The organism is Arthrobacter sp. 3Tela_A (assembly GCF_049311025.1).
Taxonomy (GTDB): Bacteria; Actinomycetota; Actinomycetes; order Actinomycetales; family Micrococcaceae; genus Arthrobacter_B.
In genome coordinates this window covers 1-23,110 of record NZ_JAXIOM010000059.1, presented here as the reverse complement: position 1 = coordinate 23,110, position 23,110 = coordinate 1, and the positions used below count along the sequence as shown (strand labels likewise).

The following is a 23,110-nucleotide window of genomic DNA, read 5'->3' as shown; positions in this document are numbered from 1 at the left end:
GGTGCCGCCAGGGCGGCACCGGCCTGTGCGCCCCAGCCTTATCGATGCGGGGCCGCCAGCGGTCACCGACACGCCGTAATCGACCGGATCATCCGTCCGGCGGCGCAACCTACCGGCGGGTAACTAATTTCAAAAAAGCCTTGCTTTGTTACCACTCAGTAAGTTAGATGTAACCGACATCACATTCCTACTGGTCGGTAACCCTCCGTGACGTGGCAGTTCACAGGGCGGACGGCCGGTTCGACGCACCACGAAGGCGTTACTCCCGCAGTCCACGCGGTCCACGCAACCGCAGTTGAATCAGAAAAGGGATATTCAATGACGAGTTCCACGACCGGCCGGTCCACTACCCGGCCGCTCAGCATTCTGACCGGCCTTTTGGCCTTGTTTCTGGTCTTGCTGCTGGCCTTCTTTGTCCTCTTCACCAATCAGGTAGCCAGCGGCGCAACGCAGCTTTCCGAGGGTGCCCAGCGGGCGTCCGCCGGAGCGGGGGACCTGAAGGAAGGCGCTGCTTCAGCTAAGGAAGGAGCAGACAAGGTCGCGGCCGGAACTGAAAAGGTCGACGACGGTGCCCAGACCCTCGCGCAGGGCATCGGCACCGCCAAGACCGGTGCCACGTCGCTGAACGAGGGCGCAGTCACCCTGAACGACGGCGCTGTGCAGCTGCAGACCGGTGCCTACTCCGCTGCAGAGGGTGCGGCCAAGATCGCCAACGGTGCTGTCAGCGCCAATGCAGGCGCCGGGCGTCTGGCGGACGGCGGTGCCAAGCTGTCCGAGGGCGCAGGCCGCCTTGCTGCCGGCGGTGCCGAGCTTCAGGCTGGTGCCGAGCGTGCCAATACAGGTGCCGGAGCGCTGCGCGAAGGAAGCGGCGTCCTCAAGGCCGGTGCTGAGAATGCCCGCCAGGGAGCACAGTCGGTCAGTACCGGAGCCGGGGACCTTGCCGCCGGTGCTGCTGCTGCCAACGACGGCGCAGGCAAGCTTCTCGCCGGGGCCGGCCAGCTCAAGGACGGAACCGGCCAGGCCGTCGCCGGCACCACAAACCTTTCCGCAGGCGCCCTGCGGGTTCGGGACGGCGCTGCTGCGCTGAGCCAGGGAACCAACACGGCAGTGGCCGGTTCCGAAAAGCTGTCTGCCGGCGCCCAGGACCTTTCTGCTGGAATCAACGCCCTGGTGGACGGCGGCAAGGCGCTCACCGACGGCGGACTGAAGCTCTCCGTCGCTGCGCCCGCGGTGAACACGGGAGCAGCAGGGTTTGCGGTCCAGGCTGATGCACTGGCGAACGGCGCTGCCCCGGTGAAGCAGGGGGCTCAGGGCATGGTGGACGGCCTCACTGCGCTCCGCGCCAACGCTGGAGACCTGACCACTGCGCAGCTGCAGGCTGAGCTGGACAAGCTGATCACCGGGGCACAGGCGACCAGCACTGGAGTTAACGCCATCGCCGACAATGCTTCCGCGTTCAGCGACAACTACAACACCCTGCTGCGGGACAACCTCACCACCCTCGCTGCAGGCGGCCTGGAGGCCTCCGCCGGTGCCACGAAGCTCACCGCCGGCACGGCTCTGGTCCAGGAAGGCGGAACCGATGTCGCCGAAGGTGCGGCCGAACTGCATGCGGGTCTCCTGGAGATCAAGGCAGGCTTTGACGGTCAGGGAACAGCAGCCGAACCGGGTCTGGTCAAGGGCTCGGCCGGTGTCTATGACGGCACCCTGGTGCTCAGCGACGGGTCCAAGAAGCTCGATGCCGGGGCGGACGCATTGGTGGACGGCCTGACCACCCTGCGCACGGGAACCAGCGCGCTGCAGACCGGTGCAGGCAAGCTCGCCGCCGGAGCTACCCAGCTCGCCGGCGGCAACGGTCAGCTTGCGCAGGGTGCAGGCGCGCTGCAGGCCGGGGCGGGCCAGCTTGCTGACGGCACCCCTGCCCTGGCCGCCGGTGCAGGTCGGCTGGCCGAGGGCGGCGCCGAACTGCAGACCGGTGCAGACACCCTCGCCGCCGGCGCAGGCACTCTCTCGACCGGCCTCGGAACCCTCGAGACCGGAGCGGGAACGCTTTACGCCGGCAACACCAAGCTGGCTGACGGCGCCACCAAGCTCGCCGACGGCACGGGACGCCTGCTCTCCGGCTCCGATTCCCTGAATGAAGGCATGGCCAAGCTCGACGACGGTGCCAAGACCCTCACGGACGGCACCGACACCCTGAAGACCGGCGCCGCTGATCTGGCCGAGGGCAACGGCAAGCTGGCCGACGGTACCGCAACACTGGCTGACGGCAACGGGGAGATCTCCACCGGCGCCGACACGATGATGGAGCGCACCTCCGCCATGACCCCGGGTGAGCTCCTCCGCTCCCCCGCGATCCTGGCGGTCCTGATCCCGGTGGCCCTGCTGCTGATCCCGCTGGCCCTGCTTATCTCGGCACGCAGCCGCCGCTCACAGCACTAGAGCAGCTCGCGGACAAGCACACCACCGACGAAGGAAAGGCCGGACACTCCCCCCAGGGGCAGGGTCCGGCCTTTCTTATGCCCCGGCCCTGAAGCAACCGGCTTTGCTGGATCCCGGCCCGGAACTACAGTTCAACCATGCAGGAAAAGCCGTCCCATGAGCACGATCCGCAGGGCTCAGACCCTATGCACCCGCCCCACGAGTTTTGGGACGGGTTCTACCGCGAACGCACGCAGGTGTGGAGCGGGAACCCGAATGCCCTGCTGGTCCGGGAAGTGGAAGGACTGAACCCGGGCACCGCCCTGGAGCTGGGCTGCGGAGAGGGTGCCGACGCCGTGTGGCTCGCCAAACAGGGGTGGGACGTCACCGGCCTGGATATTTCCGCCGTCGCACTTGACCGGGCTGCGGCACATGCCCGGGACGCCGGCGTCGAAGATAAGCTCACGCTCATCGAAGCCGACCTGGCCGAGTGGTCCGCCTCGGACCCCGGAACGGATCCCGGCTACGATCTGGTCTGCGCCCAGTACCTGCACTCCCCCACGGACCTTCCGCGCAACCAAATCCTTATGCGTGCGGCCGCCGCGGTGGCTCCGCGCGGCCGGCTCCTCGTCGTCGGGCATCAGGGTTTTCCGCCCTGGGGGCGGCACCCGGCGCCGGACCCCGCACTGCCAACCGCGCCCGAGCTGGCGGTCGAACTCGGTCTGGCTGCGCGCGGCTGGATCATTGAGACCGCGGAGGCGATCCCCCGGACCGTCCAGGGACCGGAGGGACAGGAAGCCGTTATCCACGACAACGTGTTGCTGGCCCGCCGGGGCGCCTAGCCGCCAGGCGGCATTTCCGCGGCCTTGAACGGGCGCGGAAGCAGGGACAACGCCACCACACCGGACTTCGTCACGTGGGAGCCGGTGACCATAAAGGACGACGGCGCCGCTGCATCCTCGAACAGCCGCTTGCCTGCCCCCACCACTACCGGGAAGATCAGCAGCCGGTATTCGTCGACCAGTCCTGCTTCGTAAAGTGCCCGTGCGAGCCGGTAGCTGCCGTGCACCTGCACCTCGCCGTGCCCCTGCTCCTTCATCGCCGTCACAGCGCCTACCGGATCCCCGCTGATCACGGTGGTGTTGTGCCAAGTCGGATCCGTGACGGTACTGGACACCAGATACTTGGGCAGGTGGTTCAGCGAGTCGGCCACCACGTCGGAGGGGTCGGTCACCAGTTCCCAGTAGGGCTGCATCATTTCGTACGTGGTCCGGCCCAGCAGGAGGGCGTCGGCCTGCCTGAACCAGCCGGAAACCAGGCGGTCCATCTCATCATCGGCCAGGGGCACCAGCCAGCCGCCGCGGTCGAACCCGTTGGAGGGGTCCTCATCTGCTCCTCCGGGGCCCTGCATAACGCCGTCAATGCTCAGGAAAGTGTTTACTGTCAGCCGCATGGCGGGCACCTCCGGGTCCATCACGCTGATCACCTTTTGGGGCGGTTATCCTCAGGCTCGGTCAGGGTGCCGGTGCAGTCAAGGGGTAGGTCAGGCAGCCCATGCGTGCGGTGCCGGACGGCGGGTGCCGGGCAAAGCCACGTTCGCACGCCAGTCCGCAATCCATTCGGGGAGCACCAGGTCTTCCGGCGGGCGGCGGCCAACGGCTTCGAAAATTTCCTCGTTGGTCACGGGACCCTTTTTGGAGAGCATCCGGGTGGCGATGAAGGCGCTGGCGTAGATCTCGCCGTCCACCACCATGCGCTGCTCAAAGTAGATGGCGCGGTCATCGAAGCCGATGATCTTGGTTTCGATGCTGTAGCGCTGCCAGGGCTCCAGCGACTTGCGGAAGCTGATGGTCTCGTTGCTGATAACCGGTCCCCAGCCCTTGCGGCGCATCAGTTTCCAGAAACCGCTGCGGATCATCAGGTCGAACCGGCCCAGGTCCATCAGGGACAGGTACATGCCGTTGTTGACGTGGTTCGCGAAGTCCAGGTCTGTTGGCAGTACCCGCATGGGCAGCGAGGACGTCTCGAAGAGGTCCAGCTTGGGCCGGCGGCGGCGGGCGGTCAGGAGCAGCAGCAGCGTGCGGAAGATCAGGTGCATGCCGCCATATTACCCATGAGTAACATAGCGAAGGCGAAATGCGGCCTGTGTTGCGTTCCCGGCTGGAGCGAATACACGGAGTTACTCGTTACACGCGGGTCCGTCAATGGTAGGACTCTGCTCATGACTGAGCATTTCAAGGTAGGCGACCGTGTGCGGTGGAACTCGCGCACCGGCGCCGTCACGGGGGAAGTCACCGAAGTCCACACCTCGGATTTCGAGTTCATGGGCCGCCGCAGGCTGTGTTCCGAAGATGATCCGCAGTACAAGGTGCGCAGCGATGCCACTTCCCTGCACGCCGTCCACCGGGCCGATGCCCTGCGCAGGCTGAGCTGAGGCCGCGTTAACGAACGGGGGCGGCCCCCGCACAGGGAGGCCGCCGCCGTCGTTACGGGCTCTGCAGACCGGCAGATATGGGCTGCGCGGTTTAGGAGCGCGCTCCTGCCCGGGCGCGGAGCCTGGCCAGGACATGCTCCTCCGCGTCCGGACCGGCCTTGATGCCGCCGGGGACCCGGAAGAAGAAGACCAGGCCAATGATCCACCAGGCGCCGAAGAGCAGCCACGGTTCAATGCCAAGTGCCGCTGGCATGCCGGGCATGTAGAGGCTGAACAGGGCGGTGCCCAGAATGGCAGCGGCGATACCGATCACGATGCCGCCCTTGCCCTTGCCGCCTACGCGCAGGGGCCGGTCCATCTCCGGTTCGCGGCGGCGCAGGATCAGGAAGGACACGGCTACCAGGGTGTAGGCGAGCACGATGCTGGGCGCGCCGGAGTCCACAAGCCAGCCGAGCATTTCAGCTCCGCCGAACGGAGCCAGCACGCTGAGTCCGCCGATGAACAGGAGTGCGTTGTGCGGTGTGCGGTACTTCGGGTGCAGCCGTCCGAACCATGCCGGAAGCATGCCGGACCTGGCCAGGGAGTACATCAGGCGCGAAGCACCCATAAGCAGTGAGTTCCAGGAGGTCAGGATGCCGGCGATGCCGCCGGCGATCAGGATCTTGGCCATGAAGTCCGAGCCGAACATCGCCCCGACCGCGTCTGCGGTGGCGATATCTGCACCGGCAAGGTCCGAGGCGGGCATGGCGGAGGACGTGGTGAGGATGACCATCACGTACCAGATGGTCGCCAGGATGACTGAGACCACCACCAGGCGGCCGATCTGCCGGGCCGGGATGTTCACTTCCTCCGCGGATTGCGGAATGACGTCAAAGCCAATGAAGAGGAACGGAACCACAACCAGCACTGCGAAGAACCCGGTCATGCCCCCGGTGAACCACGGGTCCATGTTGGCGGCGCTGCCGCCGGTGAAGGATCCGAAGATCATCAGCACGCCGATCGCCAGCAGGAACAGGACCACAAAGGTCTGTACGATCCCGGCTTCCTTCACGCCGCGGATGTTGATCCAGGTGATGACGACGGCGGCGACGGCGCCTACCAGCGCCCAGGTCAGGTGCACCTCGAAGCCGGCTACGGTCCAGAGCGGAATCTGGCTGAGGTTCGGGAAGATGTACTGCACCGTCCGGGGCAGGGCGACGGCTTCGAACGCCACGATCGTGACGTAGCCGCCGATGATCGCCCACGAACCGATGAAGGACGTGCGCGGCCCCATGGCCCGCAGGATGTAGTTGTGTTCACCGCCGGCCTTTGGCATTGCGGCACACAGTTCCGCGTAGGTCAGGCCGACGATGGCCATGATGACGCCGCCGGTGAGCATGGCCAGGATCGCCCCGCCGGTGCCGGCGCTGGAGAGCCAGTCGCCCGTAAGCACGACCCAGCCGAAACCGATCATGGCGCCAAACCCCAGTGCCAGCACATCGATGCGGCCCAGGACTTTCTTGAGTGAGGGTTCGGTTCCGGTTTCTGCTGCGGACACGCCGACACCCCCTTTCTGTAGAGCTGTGCCAGTTAGGCAACCTAAACAAATTGCCCACTCACGCTACTGGGATGGTCCGGCCACACCTAATGTTTCGCCCGGTTTGGGAGCTCGGGTGTAACGCGCTAGCCGTCTGCGGTTTCGCTGTGGTCTCCGCGAGCCGCCCTGCTGACGGGGAGCCGGGTCAGTCCACCGTGTAGATTTCCAGCCGCACCTCATTCGGGAGCCGGATACCGGTGCCGATCAGGATTCGGCTGGAGAGCCACGCCCAGGCACCGCCGTCGGGCGCTTCGATCTTCGGGGTACAGCGGAAATAGATCCGCTTCGGGTCCACCGGCTCGCCGCGGAGCAGGGCGGCAATATCCTCCTCGCTGCCCGAGCGCAGTCCAAAATTGTTCACATAGAGCCGTTCGCCGTCGTCCGTTTCTATGGCGTACCTGGCCTCCAGTTCCGTCAGCGTGGAACTGCGGAGGAGCTGGAAATCTGCACCGGCGGGCAGGACAGCGCCCCGGAGTTCCGGGCCGTCCACCTTTCCTCCCAGGATCGGAATGATCCGCCGAATCCCGGCGGACGTGCGGCCAACCTCAATGGGTTCGCCCACGAGGACCGAGACAGTTGCCAGGTAGGTCAGAGCTGGAGCGACGGGAGACATGTGAGTCAGCCTAGGTCAGCCGGTTAAAGGCCAGCTGCGCCAGCGCCGCGGCCTGGTCGGCAAGGACCGAGTCGTCAAAGAGCACCCGGGGTGAATGGTTCCATGCTGCAGTGGCCGGATCCACCTCGGGCGGAGTGGCACCGAGGAACAGGAACGCACCGGGAATCTTCTGCAGCACCAGGGAGAAGTCCTCGGAGCCCATGAGCGGGTCCCGGGACTGGATGACGCGTTCCTCGCCGAAGAGTTCCCGCAGTTCACGCATCGCTTCGAAGGTCCGTGACGGATCGTTCTCGGTCATGGGATAGAGGATCTCGAAGCTGACTTCGGCTGTGCAGCCGTGGGCCGAGGCGATGCCGTCCGCGAGCGCCTTGGTCTCCACGATCAGCCGGTCCACGGATTCGGCGGACAGCGTGCGCACGCTGGCACCGAGCCGGGCAGTGTCCGGAATCACGTTGATCGCCCGCCCGGCCTCAAGCTGGGTGACGGTCAGGACGATCGGGTCAAAGACGGAGAACTTGCGGGTCGCCATCACCTGCAGCGCAGCGGCGATTTCAACCAGGGCAGGCACCGGGTCGAGGGCGTTGTGCGGCTGGGACCCGTGTCCGCCGGACCCATGCACCGTAATCCGCAGCTCATTGGCTCCGGCCATGAGCGTTCCCGGCCGGGTCCGGAACACTCCCAGGGGCCCGGGCCGCACATGGATGCCATAGGCGGCTACCGGTCTTTCCCCGGCAGCTTCCAGGACGCCTTCCTCGATCATCAGCCCCGCACCGCCGTCGCCCTCTTCCCCGGGCTGGAACATAAAGACGATGTTCCCGGAAATATCCCGCTGTTGCGCGGCGAGCAGCCGGGCGGCTCCAACCAGGCCGGCAACGTGCAGGTCGTGGCCGCAGGCATGCATGGCGCCGTTGGTTGAGGCGTACTCCAGGTCCGTGAGTTCCTCCACAGGCAGGGCGTCCATGTCTCCCCGCAGCAGTACCGACGGGCCATCCTCGCCGCCGCGGAGCACCGCCGTGACTGAGCTGAGTGACTTGCCCGTGGTGATCTCCAGCCCCAGACCATCCAATGCATCAAGGATCTTCTCCTGGGTCCTCGGCAGATGCAGCCCCACCTCGGGCTCCCGGTGAATCTCCCGTCGCAGGGACACCAAATCCGGCAGCAGGTCCTGCCCCTCAGCAGCAAACATCCTCGTCCTAACGGCTTATCCATTACAGCGGCCGCAGAGAGCAGCCCTGCGTGGAAGTAAACCATCCCGGGCACACAAAGACACTTGCCACAGCGCCAGAAGTCTGCGTTGCACGGCTAATTCGTAACCTGGGCACCTCCGCCGTACGGCGGATCCGCTGCCGCCACACCGGATCTAAACTGTTGGCCATGATCGAAACCCAGCCGCCCGGCACGGACACAGCAGGCCCAGCTTCCCGGGAGCAGGAAACGACGGCTCCCGGGAATACCATGCTGGCCCTCGCCCGCCGGGTGCGCCGTTTCCGCCTGAGCCTGCCCTGGAATTCGGAGGAAGACTGGGAACGCCCCGCCCCTGACCCCGAGGGGTACCGGCGTGACGTGATCGGCGTGCTCATCGCCCTTTTGCTCAGCGCGGTGATGCTGGAATTCATGCGCGGGTTCGCATTTGGCGACGGGGATATCGGCAATCCGTGGGTCCAGCACCTGGTGCAGGCATCCATCTTCGTTATCCTGGTCTTCCGGCGCCGGTTCCCGATCGCCGTGATGCTGCTCAGCTCAGCCACCTTCCTCATAGTCGGCATCACCATGCCGCCGATCAGCCAGACGCTGGGATTCCAGGCAGCTTACTTCGCGTCCCTCTACAGCGCCGTCGCGTGGGCACGGAACCGGCGGGCACTGTGGCTCGCGGTCACAGTGGTGGTCGCCGGCATGTTCCTCTGGATCATCGTGGGTTTCACGCTTTCCAGCAGCTACGACGAAATCCTCAAGGCGTTCAACATCAGTTCCAATGACCCCGTGGGACTGTTCGCGCCGCTGACTTCTTACGTGCTGTACTCCTTTATGCTCAACGCCGCCTACTTCGGCGGGGCGATCATGTTTGGCTGGAACTCCTGGCGCAGTGCCCACCAGCGCGAACAGCTGGCCGAACAGGCGCTCCAGCTCGAGGCACAGGCGGCGGACCTGGCCCGCAAGGCAGTCATCGAGGAACGCCTGCGCATCGCCCGGGAACTGCACGACGTCGTCGCGCACCACATCTCGGTGATCGGCATCCAGGCCGGTGCGGCCCGACGGGTCCTGGAAAAGAAGCCCGACGCCGCCGCCGGTGCGCTGCAGACCATCGAGTCCTCCAGCCGCGATGCCGTGGCGGAGATGCGTTCCCTGCTCGGTGTGCTCCGCTCCTCCGACGCCGAGACGGACGGACCGGCTCAGCGCCAGCCGGAGCCCGGATTGGAGGAGATTCCCCAGCTTGTGGAGGAGTACCGCAACAACGGCCTGGACGTGAAGTTCCACCGGGCCGAGCACGAACCCGGCGTGCTGGAAAACCTCTCCGCGCCGCTCGCACTCTCCGTCTACCGGACCATCCAGGAGTCCCTGGCGAATATCCGGCGCCATTCCACGGCCGGAAGCGCCGTCGTCGCCCTGCGCAGCGGCAGCACACCTGCAGGTCCGGACGCACCTTCCCTGCGCTGGGTGGAAGTCGAAACGGTCGACGACGGCCGGCCGCGCCCGGGCACCAGCGGCACCGGCTACGGCCTGCGTGGCATCCGCGAACGGGCTGCGCTGCACGGCGGGATCACTGAGATTGGACCCCGCGACGGCGGCGGCTGGCGGGTGAGGGTTCGCTTTACGCTGCGCTGACATGCTTTGCCCGGCGGCCGCGGGAAGCCGCTATGGTAATCCCGGGGCGGCACCGGGCCGGCCGGGAATCTTGAGGACTGAATGGAACCGATCCGTGTTCTGCTGGCTGACGATCAGGCGCTGGTGCGTGCCGGCTTCGCCATGATGCTCTCCGTCGAGGATGAGATCGAGGTGGTGGGAGAGGTGGCCAACGGCCGGGAAGCCGTAGATTTCGCGGCAGCCAATGACGTGGACATCATCCTGATGGACGTGCAGATGCCGGTGCTCGACGGCATCCGGGCCACCGAACTGATCGTGGCGGCGGACCGCGCCAAGGTCATTATCCTGACCACCTTCGAACGCGACGACTACCTCTTTGACGCCATCCAGGCCGGTGCCAGCGGTTTCCTGCTCAAGAACGCCGATCCCGATGACCTGGTTGGCGCAGTCCACTCGGTTGCCTGCGGGCACGCGCTACTTGCTCCCGAGGTAACCGTGCGGGTGATTGAACGATTCGCCCGCCAGCTGGAGGCCGAACGGAACACCGCCGCAGCGCCCGCGGAACCCGCGCCGGTGGAACCGCAGCCGGACCCGGCACAGCAGAAGCTGCTCGCCTCCCTGACTGCCCGCGAGCGCGAAGTGCTGGAACTGGTGGCTGCCGGGCTAAGCAATGCCGAGATTGCTTCCCGCATGTTCGTGGCCGAAGCGACGGTCAAAACCCACGTTTCAAATCTGCTGGGCAAGGTCCAGGTGCGGGACCGGGTACAGGCCGTGGTTTTCGCCTACGAATCCGGACTCATTCTTCCGGGTGAGGCTGGCCGCGAGGGGTAACCCGCAGCTTCCCCCGAACGGCCGATCCGCCGTCGTGCTCCAATCCATAGGCTTAAGGCAGTTAATCTTCCGCAACTGTCCGGCTTGCCGGGAAAAGGAGCAGTACCCCCATGCTGCAGGTCCGCAATCTCACCCGAAGGTTCGGTGACAAGACCGCCGTTGATTCGGTGACTTTTGACATCCCTTCGGGCCAAATGACCGGGTTCGTCGGCGCCAACGGTGCCGGCAAGACCACCACCATGCGCATGATCATGGGCGTACTCAGCACTACGGCGGGCGAGATCCTGCTCGACGGCGAGCCGCTGACCGCCGAGGCACGCTCCAGCTTCGGCTACATGCCGGAGGAGCGCGGCCTGTACCCCAAGCAGCCGATCCTGGACCAGCTGGTCTACCTGGGCCAGCTTCACCGGATGAGCGGCCCCGCCGCGCGGAAGGGCGCCATCGAGCTGCTGGAACGCTTTGGCCTGGGCGGACGCACCAAGGACAAGCTGGAGTCGCTCTCCCTGGGCAACCAGCAGCGGGTCCAGATCGCGGCATCCCTCCTGCACAGGCCGTCCGTGCTGATCCTGGATGAACCATTCTCGGGTCTGGACCCGGTGGCCGTGGATTCAATGGTGGAACTGCTACGCGAACGCACTTCCGCCGGAGTTCCGGTGCTCTTCTCCAGCCACCAGCTGGACCTCGTGGACCGGCTCTGCGACAACATGGTTGTGCTGCAGCAGGGCAAAGTCATTGCCTCCGGCACCGGGGATGACCTGCGGGCGAAGGCCGTAAACCGGCACCGGATCACCATTTCCCCGGATGCAGGCTGGGTGCGCGACGAGCCCGGGGTACGGGTTCTCGACGTCGCCGGTCCCACCGCGATCCTCCAGTTCGACGACGACGACGCGCGCCAGCGGCTGCTGGCCACCGCCCTGACCCGGGGTTCCGTGGAGGAATTCGCCCCGATCCGTCCGTCCCTGAGCGAAATCTACCGTGAGGTCACCGCAGCATGAGCACCGTATCCCGGCCCACCCCGGCGTGGGCGATCGTCACCCTCCGCGAGGTCATGGTCAAGGCCCGCGACCGCAGCTATCTCATCTCCACCCTCGTCACGCTGGTACTGATTGTCGGCGTCGTGGTCTTCAACGCCTACATGAGCACCAAGGCCGAGGAGTACACCGTGGCCGTCAACGATTCCGCGGCGACCGCCGTCGTTGACCTCGCGCACGAAACCGGCCAGGCCGACGGCGGGAACACCAGCTTCGAGGCGGTAGTGGCTTCCAGCGCCGAGGGCGCCGAAGAACTGGTCAGCAGCGAAGAAGCCGACGCCGCACTGACCCGCGATGCGGACGGCCAGTGGATGCTCACCGGCAACGAGGAACTCTCCACCGGACTGCAGCAGGGCATCTCCGAGGCCCTGCGTGCCTACGCGCTCGAAATCAACGCCGCCAACGCCGGCACTACGTCCGAAGCCCTGCTGGAAGGCAGTGAGTTCGAGACCGCCCTGCTGAACGGCGACGCTGAAAACCAGTTCGTCGCCCAGTTCACCGGGTTTGTGTTCGGGTTCCTCTTCTACATGGCGGCCATCATCTTCGGCATGGCGATCGCAACCTCCGTCCTGGAGGAGAAGCAGAACCGCGTGGTGGAAATCCTCGCCACCGCCATTCCGATCCGCCAGTTGCTCTACGGCAAGGTTGCCGGCAACACGATCCTGGCCATGATCCAGCTGGCCCTCTACGCCGGTGCTGCCCTGCTGGCCCTGACCTTCACCGGAACGGCGGACTCGGTGAGCACCATCATTCCGGCGTCGGGCTGGTTCCTGGTCTTCTTCCTGGTGGGCTTCCTGATCCTGGCGTCCCTGTGGGCCATGCTCGGTTCAATGGCTTCCCGCTCCGAGGACCTGAACAACAGCTCCGGTCCGGTGCTGACCGTCATCATCGCGGCGCTCTTCGCCGGGCTGTTTGCCAAGGGACAGCTGCTGGTTGTGGCGTCCTTTGTCCCGGTGATCTCCACCGTGGCAATGCCGGTGCGTATGCTCAGCGGTGAGATTCCGCTGTGGGAGACGTTCGTATCCTTGGCGATCGCCCTGGCTGCCGCGTACGCGCTGCTGCGGTTCGGTGAGAAGATCTACCGCCGCGCCGTGATGCAGGGCGGCGGAGCGCTGACCCTGCGCAAGGCGATGAAGCTGGAGCAGTAACTTCCCCGCCCATCGAGATGACAGAAACTGCCCGTATGAGCGCTCATACGGGCAGTTTCTGTCATCTCGTTCATGCGGAAAGCTAGCTCCTCCGCAGGGTTTCGGCGGCTGATTCCAGCAGCAGGGGGACGCCTTCTTCGAGGGCGGGTCCGAACGTGTCACCGGGGCGTTCGCCCTTGAGGTAACGCGTGTAGATCGCTTCGCAGAAAATGGCCGACTTCCACAGCGCCAGTGCCTGGTACCAGGGCAGGGCACTGACATCGAGTCCGGTTCGGTCCGCATAGCCCGAGATCAGCTGGTCCCGGCTCCAGTACCCGGGCTGCCGGGTCACCGACGTCAGGTCCATTACCGTCTGCTCAGCACCCGGTTCGGCGTAGGTCGCTGTGAGGTAGCCCAGGTCCGCCAGCGGATCCCCCAGGGTGGCCATCTCCCAGTCCAGGATCCCCGTGACGGTGGCAGGCTGCTGCCGTCCGAACATCAGGTTCCCCAGCCGGTAGTCGCCGTGCACCACAGAGGCGCGCTGCGACGCCGGGATGTTCACCTCCAGGTCCCGGGCGACCTGTGCCACCAGCGGTACGTCCCGCAGGGTATTTGCTTCCCACAGCCCGGCGAACGTTTTGACCTGCCGCCGAAGGTAACCGTCCGGCCTCCCCAGTCCGGAAAGCTCCGGTCCGGTCACGTCCACCCCATGCAGCCGTGCCAGCGTTTCGACGACGGCGCGGCTGATGTCACCGCGTTGCTCCGGAGTATCCAGGTGTTCCGGGGCGGATCCGGTAATGACGTGCCCGTCCAGGTAGGACATGACGTAGAACGGCACACCCAGCAGGATTTCATCGCTGCAGACCGCAAGGATCTGCGGCACCGGAATCCCCTCACCACCCAGCAGCTGCTGGACCCGGGCTTCCCGGACCATGTCATGCGTGGACCGGGGAAGCGGCGGACGCGGACCGCGGCGCAGCACAAAGGACTCCCCGCCGCGGGTGATCCGGTAGGTGATGTTGGACTGCCCGTCACCGATGCGTTCCCAGGCGAGCTCACCGCTGCCAAGTCCGTGCTCGTCCAGGAAGCCGGTGACGACGTCGAGCACCAGCAGCGGCGGCCGGTCCAGCAATGCAGCCTCAGAAGCGGTGGAAACTACTTCGGTCCCGTCGGCACGGGTCTGAAGCCCGCTCACTGCTCCTGCTCCCCGCGTACGACGGCGTTGCCCTGGTAAGGCGCGCCGGCTTCCACTTCCTTCCGGCGCCGGGCCGAAGCCCGCCGTGCGATGGCCCATTTATGGGTCTCGTTCGAACCGTCGTAGATCCGGAACGGCCGGACTTCATTGAGGTACTGGGCCAGCGGCAGCCCGTCGGAAACGCCGTCACCGCCGCACAGCTGCACGCAGCGGTCGATCACCCGGTACACAGCCTCGGAGCAGTGCACCTTGGCAACTGAAGACATCGCGGAGCCTGCCTTCGGGTCCGCTGCCAGCAGTTCCGCCGTGCGGGTGATGATGGCGGCCGAGGTTTCAATGTCGATCACGCTCTGCGCAATGAGCTCCTGGGCCAGTCCCAGCTCGCTGATGCGGGACCCGAAGATTTCCCTCCGGCCGGTGCGGTCCAGCGCAATGTCCAGCGACCGGCGGGCCAGCCCAAGCCAGCGCATGCAGTGTGTGAGCCGGGCAGGGCCCAGCCGGACCTGGGCGTATTTGAAGCCCAGACCCACTTCGCCCAGCACTGCGGAGTCCGGGACAGCGCAGTCCTCGAAGTACACGTGCGGGTGGCCGCCGCCGATGGTCCGGTCGATGGTGTGGATCAGTTCCCCGACGCGCACGCCGGGATTGTCCATGTCCACCAGGAACATGGTGGCGCCTGCGGGGGTATCGCCGTCGGCCTCGGTCCGGGCCATGACGATGCAGAAGCCGGCACCGATTGCACCGGAGGTGAACCGTTTGTGGCCGTTGATGAGCCAGGTGCCGTCGCCCTTCCGGGCGGTGGTCTGCAGCGCGTCCGGATCGGAGCCGGCGCCCGGGTGCGGTTCGGTCATGCCGAAGCAGGAACGTACGTCCCCGGCAGCCAGCGGCACCAGGTACTGCTGCTTCTGCTCCGGGGTGCCGATGAGTTCAAGCATGTGCATGTTGCCCTCGTCCGGTGCCATGCAGTTCAGGGCGGTGGGGCCGATTGGGGAATAACCGGCTTCCTCGAAGATCGCCGGCCAGTCCTGCAGCGGCAGCCCCCGGCCCCCGTACTCCACCGGCACGTGCGGCGCGAAGACCCCGGCGTCCTTGGCGGCCTGCTGCAGGCGGTCCCGCTCTGAGTCGGACAGGGCCTGCCCGGGCACGGGCTCAGCGGGAATCACAACGTCCCGGATGAAGGCGCGGCTGCGCCGGCGGAGGTCTTCCACGGCTTCCCGGCTGACGGCGGTGTGGGCTGGGGCGCTCATCAGGCGGTACCTCCCGCGGCCAGCAGGCCGCCGTCGAGCGTCAGGACCTGCCCGGTGACCCAGGAGGCGTCCGGGGAGACCAGATACGTCACGGCGCTGGCAACGTCTTCGGGTGTGCCCAGCCGGCCCAGCGGATAGGCGCTGGTGACGGCTTCTTCCTTGCCCTCATACAGGGCGCGGGAGAAGCGGGTCTTCACCACAGCCGGGGAGACCGCGTTGACGCGGATCTCCGGCCCGAGTTCGACGGCGAGGGACCGGGTCAGGTGGGACACGGCAGCTTTGCTGATGCCGTAGAGCCCGATGCCCGGTGACGGTGTGTCCCCCGAGACGGAGGACAGGTTGACCACCGATCCGCCCCGTTCGCGGAACCCGAGGCCGGCGTGGGCCACGGTGTCCTGCACCCAGGCGAGGGTACCCAGGACGTTGACTTCGAAGATCTTCCGGGCAGCTTCCAGGTCCATTTCCACCAGCGGACCGAAGACCGGGTTGATGCCGGCGTTGTTGACCAGGATGTCCAGCCCGCCGAATTCCCGGGCGACGGTGTCCAGGACGTCACGGCGGTGATCCGGGTCGTCGGAGGCGCCCGCAACGGCGACGACGGTGCCGTCCGGAAAGCTGTCCGCGGCTTCCTTCAGGGCATCAGCCTTCCGGGCCGTAATGCAGACCCGCACGCCGTGGGACACCAGATCCCGGGCAATGGCGAGTCCGATCCCCCGGCTGGCACCGGTGACGATTGCTGTTTTTCCTTGGAGTTTTCCTTGGAGCCCACGGTCAATTGCCACGGATCATCCTTCCTTTGGGTTCTTCCGCAGTTCCCGGCGGCGGATCTTGCCGGTCTGCGTCTTGGGCAGGTCATCGATCACGTGCACGGACCGCGGGTACTTGTAGGCGGCCAGCCGTTCCTTGGTGAAAGCAATCAGTTCTTCTTCAGTGACCGTGTGACCGGATTTCAGCGAGACGTACGCGACCACGGTTTCGCCCCGGTACGCATCGGGCATCCCGACGACGGCCGCTTCATAGACGGCCGGGTGTTCGTAGAGCACGTCCTCCACCTCGCGCGGCCACACTTTGTAGCCGGACACGTTGATCTGGTCCTTCATGCGGTCCACGATGTACACCCAGCCGGACTCGTCCATCGTGGCGACGTCGCCGGTGCGCAGCCGTCCGCCGGGCATGGTGCGGGCTGTGGCTTCCGGGTTGTTCCAGTAGCCGGGGACGATCTGCGGTCCGGCGAGTTCAAGTTCGCCCTGTTCCCCGGGCGGCAGCGGATTCCCGTCGGCATCGATGATCCGGGCGGTGACGTTGGGCAGCGGCAGTCCGATGGAGAGGCTGCCGCTTGCCGGATCCACCGGTGCCTGCACACCGGGCGGAACGCCGATGACGGCGGACGTCGTCTCGGTCATGCCGAAGATGTTGTGGATGTAGGCACCGAAGCGTTCCTGAAAGGCTTCGACCGTGGATGGCGGGATCGGTGCACCGCCGGAATAGAGGGTCTTGGCGGAGGCGAAGTGTTCGGCTGTGGCGTCCGGAACCTGGTAGATGGCGTTGAAGACCGTGATTGATCCGGTCGTGCAGGTGACCCGGTGCTCGGCGAAGGCGTCCACCACCACCGCCGGATCGGTGCGGTTCACCATGACCAGGGTGGTGTCCGCGAGCAGCGGAGCGGCGGCGTCGATCACGGCGCCCGTGATGTGGAACAGCGGCGCGACGGCAAGCACGGTGTCCCCGGGTTCCAGCCCCATCCAGGCCGAGCAGGTAGCCGCGACGTTCAGGATGTTGCCGTGGGTGTTCATCGCCCCCTTCGGCGCGCCCGTGGTTCCGGAGGTGTATGCCAGCAGCGCGACGTCGTCCTGGTTGATGATGCGGGGCGCCGGGGCGCGGCCGGCGAATTCGGCAATCCAGGCAGTCATGTCTCCGTCCGGGGAGGGCGGCTCCGGTTCCGCGGAGGCAAAGATCCGGGGATCAAAGCGGCTCTGGTACTCCAGTCCGGACGTGGTCAGGATCCATTCCACGGTGCTGCCGGCGGCGGCCGCCGCTGTTGCCGGGTAGAGGGAATCATCGGCGAGAATGCCCCGGGCGCCGGAGTCTTCAATCAGGTGCCGCAGTTCGCGTTCCTTGTACATGGGGTTCATCAGCACGGCGATGGCCCCCAGCTTCCACAGCGCAAGGAACGCAATCACGTACTGGGGAATGTTCTGCAGCTGGATCCCGATCCGGTCGCCGTGCCCGATCCCCCGGTTTTCAAGCGCTGCCGCGAACGCGTCGGAGAGCTCATCGAGTTCCGCGGTGGTGAGCAGGCCGTCGAAATAGGCGAGTGCCGTCCCGCCGGGGTTGGCCCGGACACGGGCCTTCCATGCATCCACCAGCGAGGGGGTTCGGACGTCCAGCGTGGTTGAGAGTCCGGCTGGATAGGCACCGGCCCATGCTGCCGGTCTGAGCGCCATGTCCTCCACTGTCTGCCTGCTTCCCTGTAATGGTTCCGCATCAACCTTGCGAGCGATCGCTCGGTAGAAGTAGTGTGAAGAACGTCACAAGGCAGTGTCAACCCCTTTGGCAACCTAGTGTTTTTCCAAACGTGAAGAGGTCCGATGGCAAAAGCTGCAGCTAAGGAACCGGCCACCGGCTCCACTCTCCCGCCCACTCCCGACTGGCGGGACTACGCAGTGGATGACCTGCCGCCCATGCTCGCCAGTGCCCTCGAGTGCTTTATGGAGCACGGCTACCACGGCACCACCATCCGCCAGCTGGCCGCACGGACCGGCCTGTCAGTTCCCGGGCTCTATCACTACTACCCCTCGAAGCAGGCGCTTCTGGTGGCAATCGCCTCCCATGCCATGAACGACCTGTGGATCCGCAGCGAGCAGGCAATTGCCGAGGCAGGCAGCGACCCGTCACACCAGTTCGACCTGCTGGTTGAATGCCTGGTGCTCTTCCATGCCCGCCGCCGCGGCCAGGCCTTCATAGCCTTCAGCGAGATCCGCAGCCTGGAACCGGACGCCCGGGCTGCGCACATCGCTGCCCGTGACCGGCAGCAGCACCTTATGGACAGAATCCTGGAACAGGGAACGGCCGCGGGCATTTTTGCCGCGCCGCATCCGCGCGAGGCGGGCACCGCCGTCGTGACCATGTGCACCGGCGTCGCACAGTGGTTCCGGTTGGATGGGGAGCTTTCGCCGGAGGAACTCGCTGAGCGCTACCGGGTCATCGCCCGGATGGCCGTGGGCGCACAGCGGGCCTAGGAACCGCTTCCGCCCCGCCGCTCCAGAACGGCCTGGTGGTAGGCCTGGATTTTCGCCAGGGCACCTGAAGCACCGCCTGCGAACAACAGTGGCGAGAAGGCCACCTCCCAGCCGGTGAGTTCCCGGTTCCACTGCAGCATTTCCCGCAGATCGTGCTGCGGGAGGGAGCGCAGGGCATCGGCTCCACGGCGGCCCACAAAGATTCCGGCGGACGGGAGGCTGGCGCCCGCCAACTGTCCTCCTTTTGCGGCGCCCCGCGCCAGCCGAAGCTGCTCCGACGTAAAGGATGCAGCGTAGCGTTCGCAGGACTTCATCCGAATGCCGAGTACTTCGGTTCCGCCGGATGCGCCCGGAACCCGGCCCATTCCGGCCGCTTCGAAATCTGCCCAGGGAAGGAACCCGCCGGAGTGCACCCGGATTCCCTCCGGGGTCAGCGTCAGAAGTGCCGGTTCCCGCAGGCTTTTCCAGAGCGCATAGCCACCGCAGAGACCGAAAAAGATGACAGCCGCCAGCCCGGTAAGCTTTCCGGCCCAGCCGTCATCCAGAAGCAGGGAAACCCCAATAGCCACAAAGGCTGCGCAGCCCAGGACGAGGGTAGCCAGACCCCTACGGGACCTTCCCAGCGCGAGCGGCTTCATTCCCGGGTCGGCGGACCCTTGGGCATTTTCTGCTGCGCCGGTCATTTCCCCGCCCGTCGCCATCCGGTATCTGTCGCGGGATTATCCTACGACGGCGGTGCCGGGGCCCCCAGCGTGAAGTCAGGCGTAGAGCTCGTCCAACAGTGCCAGGCCGCGCCGGGCCCAGGCAATTTCCGACTCCGCACGGGCAGTAAGCCCTTCATACGTGAACCGCTTGAACGCTGCCACCCGGCTGTGGTCATCGGCAGGGACCGTGGCGAGACGGCGGTTGAGCATGTCCGAGGTGCCGCCGTCGATCTCCTGGATCTTCTGCTGCCACTGGATCAGCCGGGCACCGTAATGCTCCGCGTGGGCCTGGAGCTGGCTTCGGGCGGACTCCGGATCGGCCCATTCCAGGTACGCCGCCTTCAGGTGCATTGGATCACGCTCGCGGGGATAGTCCAGCTGGGTGTTGATCCAGTTCCGGAACGCTTCCCGGCCCGCGTCGGTCACGTGGTACTGCCGCTTGCGCCCCTTGGTTCCCCAGGCGACTTCCTCACCCTCCAGCAGGCCGTCACGCTCCATCCGGCGCAGCTCCGGATAAATCTGCGAATCCGGTGCATGCCAGACGTACCCAACGGAGGATTCGAACTGCTTGTACAGGTCGTAGCCGGTCATGGGTTCCACGTTCAGCAGCGCCAGCAGTGCGTACCGAAGGCTCATAACGGCCTCTTTCTTAACAGAAATTCCTTGCCTAACCACTATAGACATAGATACTGTGGCGCATGTCACAAACCCTCTATGTTGATAGTTAGTTATACCGCCGCATCAGACCTTCAGGGCACCGTGGATCACCGCGATGTTTTCTACAGCGAACGCCAGCAGCGCGCACGGGAAAAAATGTGCTGCTGCGTCTCACGCGCTGTCACAGAACCCCCTGCCAGGCCCGGAATTTCCGGACTTCAGCCGTCTCCCGCCGTCGTCACTATTGAGGTCTCCTAAACAGTTCTGTGATACGTCTTACGAAGGCGCGGCGGCTACCTGCCTGAGCAGGCATGAAGCCGCGCATTCGTATAGATTGAACTGAGCATTCCGCATAACGGAATGGTCGGTGAGTCACCGAATTACTTTGAGGGGACCCCGCCCTCAACCGAGAGGCTGCATATGAGCGTCAGTGAAGACAGAACGGACATCCTCAGCGGGCTGACCAGCCAGCTGCCGGACCGTGACCCGGAAGAGACCGCGGAATGGATTGAATCCCTTGACGAGCTGATTCGCTCGCAGGGCACCGAGCGTGCACAGTTCATCATGCGTTCACTGCTCCAGCGGGCAGGTTCCCGCTCCGTTGGTGTACCCATGGTGACCACCACCGACTACGTCAACACCATCCCGGTGGACCAGGAACCCGAGTTCCCCGGCGATGAAGAAATCGAACGCCGCTACCGCGCCTGGCTGCGCTGGAACGCCGCGATCATGGTGCACCGCGCCCAGCGCCCGGGCATCGGCGTCGGCGGCCACATCTCCACCTATGCCGGTGCCGCCACCCTGTACGAAGTGGGCATGAACCACTTCTTCCGCGGCAAGGACCACCCCGGAGGCGGCGACCAGGTCTTCTTCCAGGGCCATGCCTCCCCCGGCGTCTACGCCCGCGCCTTCCTTGAAGGCCGCCTGAGCGAGGAAGACCTCGACGGATTCCGGCAGGAGAAGTCCCGCGAAGGACACGCCCTGTCCTCCTACCCGCACCCGCGGAACATGCCCGAGTTCTGGGAGTTCCCCACCGTTTCAATGGGCATTGGCCCCATGAACGCCATCTACCAGGCCCAGTCCAACCGTTACCTGCACAACCGCGGGCTCAAGGACACCTCCGACCAGCACGTCTGGGCGTTCCTGGGCGACGGCGAAATGGACGAGCCGGAATCGCGCGGCCTGCTCCAGCTCGCCGCCAACGACAAGCTGGACAACCTCACCTTCGTGGTCAACTGCAACCTGCAGCGCCTCGACGGACCCGTCCGCGGCAACGGCAAGATCATGCAGGAACTGGAAGCCTTCTTCCGCGGCGCCGGCTGGAACGTCATCAAGGTTGTCTGGGGCCGCGAGTGGGACTCGCTGCTGGAAAAGGACAACGACGGCTCGCTGGTGGACATCATGAACTCCACGCTCGACGGCGACTACCAGACCTATAAGGCCGAGTCCGGCGGATTTGTCCGTGAGCACTTCTTCGGCAAGACCCCGCAGACCAAGGACATGGTTGCGGACCTGAGCGACCAGGAAATCTGGAACCTCAAGCGCGGCGGGCACGACTACCGCAAGGTTTACGCCGCATACAAGGCTGCCACGGAGTTCAAGGGCAAGCCGACGGTTATCCTGGCGCACACGGTCAAGGGCTACGGCCTGGGCACGCACTTCGAGGCGCGCAATGCCACACACCAGATGAAGAAGCTGACGCTGGAGGACCTGAAGGCCTTCCGCGACCACCTGCGCATCCCCATCTCGGATGAGCAGCTGGAAGCCGATCCGTACCAGCCGCCGTACTACCACCCGGGAGCTGACTCTCCGGAGATCAAGTACCTGCTGGAACGCCGCCGGGAACTGGGCGGCAACGTGCCCGAACGCCGGGAGAAGCATGCACCGGTGAAGCTGCCGGAGGCCTCGGCCTACGAGGTAGCCAACCGCGGCTCCGGCAAGCAGCTGGCGGCCACCACCATGGCCTTCGTCCGGCTGCTCAAGGACCTGATGCGGGACAAGGAATTCGGCAAGCGCATTGTGCCGATCATCCCCGATGAGGCCCGCACCTTCGGCATGGACTCGTTCTTCCCGACGGCGAAGATCTACAACCCCAAGGGGCAGAACTACCTCTCCGTGGACCGGGACCTCGTCCTGGCCTACAAGGAGTCCCCGCAGGGCCAGATTGTGCACGTGGGCATCAACGAAGCCGGTTCCATTGCAGCGTTCACCGCTGCCGGTTCCGCCTACGCCACCCACGGCGAGCCGCTGATCCCGGTCTACGTGTTCTACTCGATGTTCGGATTCCAGCGCACCGCCGACTACATCTGGGCAGCAGCTGACCAGATGGCACGCGGCTTCCTGATCTCCGCCACCGCCGGCCGCACCACCCTCACCGGTGAAGGTCTACAGCATGCCGACGGGCATTCCCCGATCCTGGCCTCCACCAACCCCGCGGTGAAGACCTACGATCCGGCATACGGCTACGAGATCGGGCACATCATGCGCCGCGGCCTCGAAGAGATGTACGGAGAGGACTCCGAAGGCCGGAACCTGATCTACAACATCATGGTTTACAACGAGCCGATCCTGCAGCCCAAGGCACCGGAAGACCTGGACGTTGAAGGCGTTATCAAGGGCATCTACAAGGTCTCTTCCTCCGACGCCGAAGGCCCCAAGGCCCAGCTGCTCGCTTCCGGCGTGGCAGTTCCGTGGGCCCTGGAGGCACAGAAGCTGCTCGCCAGCGACTGGGGAGTTTCCGCAGACGTCTGGTCAGTAACGTCCTGGAACGAACTGCGCCGCGACGGCCTGGCTGCCGAGGAAGAAGCCTTCCTCAACCCCGGCTCCGAACCGCGCGTACCGTTCGTGACCCGGCAGCTGGCCGGAGCTGAAGGACCGATTGTGGCCTCCACGGACTACATGAAGGCCGTTCCGGACCAGATCCGCCAGTTCCTGCCGAACGACTTCGCGTCCCTGGGTGCTGACGACTTCGGTTTCGCTGACACCCGTGCAGCGGCCCGGCGCTACTTCAAGATCGACAGCCACTCCATGGTGGTCAAGACCCTGCAGCTGCTTGCCGGCCGCGGCGAAGTCGATGCTGAAGCCCCGCGCCTGGCAATGGAGAAGTACGACCTGCTCAACGTAAACGCAGGCACCAGCGGCAACGCCGGCGGCGACGCCTAGGCTGCATCGCCTTAAAACAAGAGAGGGGCGCGACCCGGTGGGGGGGTTCGGGGCGGGCGGGGGGTGGTGGG

Annotated in this window: 20 protein-coding genes; 9 read left to right on the top strand and 11 right to left on the bottom strand. The window is 65.6% G+C overall.

What is annotated here, in order from left to right:
- The first annotated feature begins 318 nt into the window (after positions 1–318).
- Positions 319–2,442 carry a hypothetical protein gene (locus tag TVC13_RS15015; protein WP_422401990.1) on the top strand — a complete coding sequence of 708 codons (2,124 nt, stop codon included), beginning with the start codon at positions 319–321 and terminating at the stop codon, positions 2,440–2,442.
- 137 nt (positions 2,443–2,579) lie between these two features.
- Complete coding sequence (locus TVC13_RS15010; RefSeq protein WP_422401989.1) at positions 2,580–3,263, top strand: class I SAM-dependent methyltransferase; 684 nt, start codon at positions 2,580–2,582, stop codon at positions 3,261–3,263.
- On the opposite strand, the gene TVC13_RS15005 is transcribed toward TVC13_RS15010, so the two are convergent.
- Both TVC13_RS15005 and TVC13_RS15000 read right to left on the bottom strand, forming a co-directional pair.
- Positions 3,260–3,874, bottom strand: coding sequence for a dihydrofolate reductase family protein (locus tag TVC13_RS15005; RefSeq protein ID WP_422401988.1), 615 nt, complete (start codon positions 3,872–3,874; stop codon positions 3,260–3,262). The two genes, TVC13_RS15010 and TVC13_RS15005, sit on opposite strands and share 4 nt — an antisense overlap.
- Positions 3,875–3,964: 90 nt before the next feature.
- Complete coding sequence (locus TVC13_RS15000; protein ID WP_422401987.1) at positions 3,965–4,519, bottom strand: acyl-CoA thioesterase; 555 nt, start codon at positions 4,517–4,519, stop codon at positions 3,965–3,967.
- Between the two features lie 123 nt (positions 4,520–4,642).
- On the opposite strand from TVC13_RS15000, the gene TVC13_RS14995 reads away from it, so the two are divergent.
- Positions 4,643–4,855: a DUF2945 domain-containing protein gene (locus TVC13_RS14995; protein ID WP_422401986.1), complete on the top strand. Its 213-nt coding sequence runs from the start codon at positions 4,643–4,645 to the stop codon at positions 4,853–4,855.
- A gap of 91 nt (positions 4,856–4,946) precedes the next feature.
- Here TVC13_RS14995 and TVC13_RS14990 read toward each other — a convergent pair whose 3' ends face one another.
- From TVC13_RS14990 to TVC13_RS14980, 3 genes are all read right to left on the bottom strand, one after another.
- The gene (locus TVC13_RS14990) at positions 4,947–6,392 is read right to left on the bottom strand and encodes an APC family permease (protein WP_422401985.1); all 1,446 of its coding nucleotides are present in this window, start codon (positions 6,390–6,392) and stop codon (positions 4,947–4,949) included.
- Positions 6,393–6,576: 184 nt separating this feature from the next.
- The gene (locus TVC13_RS14985) at positions 6,577–7,044 is read right to left on the bottom strand and encodes a DUF3237 domain-containing protein (RefSeq protein ID WP_422401984.1); all 468 of its coding nucleotides are present in this window, start codon (positions 7,042–7,044) and stop codon (positions 6,577–6,579) included.
- 10 nt (positions 7,045–7,054) lie between these two features.
- Positions 7,055–8,230 carry a M20 metallopeptidase family protein gene (locus TVC13_RS14980; protein WP_422401983.1) on the bottom strand — a complete coding sequence of 392 codons (1,176 nt, stop codon included), beginning with the start codon at positions 8,228–8,230 and terminating at the stop codon, positions 7,055–7,057.
- Positions 8,231–8,418: 188 nt separating this feature from the next.
- On the opposite strand from TVC13_RS14980, the gene TVC13_RS14975 reads away from it, so the two are divergent.
- From TVC13_RS14975 to TVC13_RS14960, 4 genes are all read left to right on the top strand, one after another.
- Complete coding sequence (locus TVC13_RS14975; RefSeq protein ID WP_422401982.1) at positions 8,419–9,867, top strand: sensor histidine kinase; 1,449 nt, start codon at positions 8,419–8,421, stop codon at positions 9,865–9,867.
- Positions 9,868–9,948: 81 nt separating this feature from the next.
- Positions 9,949–10,677, top strand: coding sequence for a response regulator (locus tag TVC13_RS14970; RefSeq protein ID WP_422401981.1), 729 nt, complete (start codon positions 9,949–9,951; stop codon positions 10,675–10,677).
- A 110-nt stretch (positions 10,678–10,787) separates the two neighbouring features.
- On the top strand, positions 10,788–11,672 hold the full coding sequence (locus TVC13_RS14965) for an ABC transporter ATP-binding protein (RefSeq protein ID WP_422401980.1): 885 nt from the start codon (positions 10,788–10,790) through the stop codon (positions 11,670–11,672).
- Positions 11,669–12,856: an ABC transporter permease gene (locus tag TVC13_RS14960; protein WP_422401979.1), complete on the top strand. Its 1,188-nt coding sequence runs from the start codon at positions 11,669–11,671 to the stop codon at positions 12,854–12,856. The genes TVC13_RS14965 and TVC13_RS14960 overlap by 4 nt, the downstream gene beginning before the upstream one ends.
- Before the next feature lie 82 nt (positions 12,857–12,938).
- Here the strand turns inward: TVC13_RS14960 and TVC13_RS14955 are convergent, their stop codons facing one another.
- Genes TVC13_RS14955 through TVC13_RS14940 form a run of 4 tightly spaced genes read right to left on the bottom strand, consistent with a single transcriptional unit; the run spans position 12,939 to position 17,721 of the window.
- Positions 12,939–14,030, bottom strand: a complete 1,092-nt coding sequence (locus TVC13_RS14955) for a phosphotransferase family protein (protein ID WP_422401978.1) — start codon at positions 14,028–14,030, stop codon at positions 12,939–12,941.
- Positions 14,027–15,277 (bottom strand): acyl-CoA dehydrogenase family protein, encoded by a 1,251-nt coding sequence (locus TVC13_RS14950; protein ID WP_422401977.1) that lies wholly within the window; start codon positions 15,275–15,277, stop codon positions 14,027–14,029. The genes TVC13_RS14955 and TVC13_RS14950 overlap by 4 nt, the downstream gene beginning before the upstream one ends.
- Positions 15,277–16,059 carry an SDR family oxidoreductase gene (locus tag TVC13_RS14945; RefSeq protein ID WP_422401976.1) on the bottom strand — a complete coding sequence of 261 codons (783 nt, stop codon included), beginning with the start codon at positions 16,057–16,059 and terminating at the stop codon, positions 15,277–15,279. Before TVC13_RS14945 ends, TVC13_RS14950 begins: the two co-directional genes overlap by 1 nt.
- Positions 16,060–16,062: 3 nt before the next feature.
- Positions 16,063–17,721 carry a class I adenylate-forming enzyme family protein gene (locus TVC13_RS14940; RefSeq protein ID WP_422401975.1) on the bottom strand — a complete coding sequence of 553 codons (1,659 nt, stop codon included), beginning with the start codon at positions 17,719–17,721 and terminating at the stop codon, positions 16,063–16,065.
- A gap of 144 nt (positions 17,722–17,865) precedes the next feature.
- Between TVC13_RS14940 and TVC13_RS14935 the strand changes: the two genes are divergently transcribed.
- Positions 17,866–18,516, top strand: a complete 651-nt coding sequence (locus tag TVC13_RS14935; RefSeq protein WP_422401974.1) for a TetR/AcrR family transcriptional regulator — start codon at positions 17,866–17,868, stop codon at positions 18,514–18,516.
- Here TVC13_RS14935 and TVC13_RS14930 read toward each other — a convergent pair.
- Together TVC13_RS14930 and TVC13_RS14925 are read right to left on the bottom strand one after the other, a co-directional pair.
- Positions 18,513–19,199 (bottom strand): STM3941 family protein, encoded by a 687-nt coding sequence (locus TVC13_RS14930; protein ID WP_422401973.1) that lies wholly within the window; start codon positions 19,197–19,199, stop codon positions 18,513–18,515. The genes TVC13_RS14935 and TVC13_RS14930 overlap by 4 nt on opposite strands.
- A gap of 75 nt (positions 19,200–19,274) precedes the next feature.
- Positions 19,275–19,856, bottom strand: a complete 582-nt coding sequence (locus TVC13_RS14925; protein ID WP_422401972.1) for a helix-turn-helix transcriptional regulator — start codon at positions 19,854–19,856, stop codon at positions 19,275–19,277.
- Between the two features lie 441 nt (positions 19,857–20,297).
- On the opposite strand from TVC13_RS14925, the gene aceE reads away from it, so the two are divergent.
- Positions 20,298–23,039, top strand: a complete 2,742-nt coding sequence (aceE, locus tag TVC13_RS14920; protein WP_422401971.1) for a pyruvate dehydrogenase (acetyl-transferring), homodimeric type — start codon at positions 20,298–20,300, stop codon at positions 23,037–23,039.
- Positions 23,040–23,110: the final 71 nt, after the last annotated feature.

What these genes read in the sequence shown, in the direction of transcription:
- TVC13_RS15015 (WP_422401990.1), top strand. Translation starts at nt 319, where the DNA reads ATGACGAGTTCCACGACCGGCCGGTCCACTACCCGGCCGCTCAGCATT.
- TVC13_RS15010 (WP_422401989.1), top strand. Translation starts at nt 2,580, where the DNA reads ATGCAGGAAAAGCCGTCCCATGAGCACGATCCGCAGGGCTCAGACCCT.
- TVC13_RS15005 (WP_422401988.1), bottom strand. Translation starts at nt 3,874, where the DNA reads ATGCGGCTGACAGTAAACACTTTCCTGAGCATTGACGGCGTTATGCAG.
- TVC13_RS15000 (WP_422401987.1), bottom strand. Translation starts at nt 4,519, where the DNA reads ATGCACCTGATCTTCCGCACGCTGCTGCTGCTCCTGACCGCCCGCCGC.
- TVC13_RS14995 (WP_422401986.1), top strand. Translation starts at nt 4,643, where the DNA reads ATGACTGAGCATTTCAAGGTAGGCGACCGTGTGCGGTGGAACTCGCGC.
- TVC13_RS14985 (WP_422401984.1), bottom strand. Translation starts at nt 7,044, where the DNA reads ATGTCTCCCGTCGCTCCAGCTCTGACCTACCTGGCAACTGTCTCGGTC.
- TVC13_RS14980 (WP_422401983.1), bottom strand. Translation starts at nt 8,230, where the DNA reads ATGTTTGCTGCTGAGGGGCAGGACCTGCTGCCGGATTTGGTGTCCCTG.
- TVC13_RS14975 (WP_422401982.1), top strand. Translation starts at nt 8,419, where the DNA reads ATGATCGAAACCCAGCCGCCCGGCACGGACACAGCAGGCCCAGCTTCC.
- TVC13_RS14970 (WP_422401981.1), top strand. Translation starts at nt 9,949, where the DNA reads ATGGAACCGATCCGTGTTCTGCTGGCTGACGATCAGGCGCTGGTGCGT.
- TVC13_RS14965 (WP_422401980.1), top strand. Translation starts at nt 10,788, where the DNA reads ATGCTGCAGGTCCGCAATCTCACCCGAAGGTTCGGTGACAAGACCGCC.
- TVC13_RS14960 (WP_422401979.1), top strand. Translation starts at nt 11,669, where the DNA reads ATGAGCACCGTATCCCGGCCCACCCCGGCGTGGGCGATCGTCACCCTC.
- TVC13_RS14950 (WP_422401977.1), bottom strand. Translation starts at nt 15,277, where the DNA reads ATGAGCGCCCCAGCCCACACCGCCGTCAGCCGGGAAGCCGTGGAAGAC.
- TVC13_RS14940 (WP_422401975.1), bottom strand. Translation starts at nt 17,721, where the DNA reads ATGGCGCTCAGACCGGCAGCATGGGCCGGTGCCTATCCAGCCGGACTC.
- TVC13_RS14935 (WP_422401974.1), top strand. Translation starts at nt 17,866, where the DNA reads ATGGCAAAAGCTGCAGCTAAGGAACCGGCCACCGGCTCCACTCTCCCG.
- TVC13_RS14930 (WP_422401973.1), bottom strand. Translation starts at nt 19,199, where the DNA reads ATGACCGGCGCAGCAGAAAATGCCCAAGGGTCCGCCGACCCGGGAATG.
- TVC13_RS14925 (WP_422401972.1), bottom strand. Translation starts at nt 19,856, where the DNA reads ATGAGCCTTCGGTACGCACTGCTGGCGCTGCTGAACGTGGAACCCATG.
- aceE (WP_422401971.1), top strand. Translation starts at nt 20,298, where the DNA reads ATGAGCGTCAGTGAAGACAGAACGGACATCCTCAGCGGGCTGACCAGC.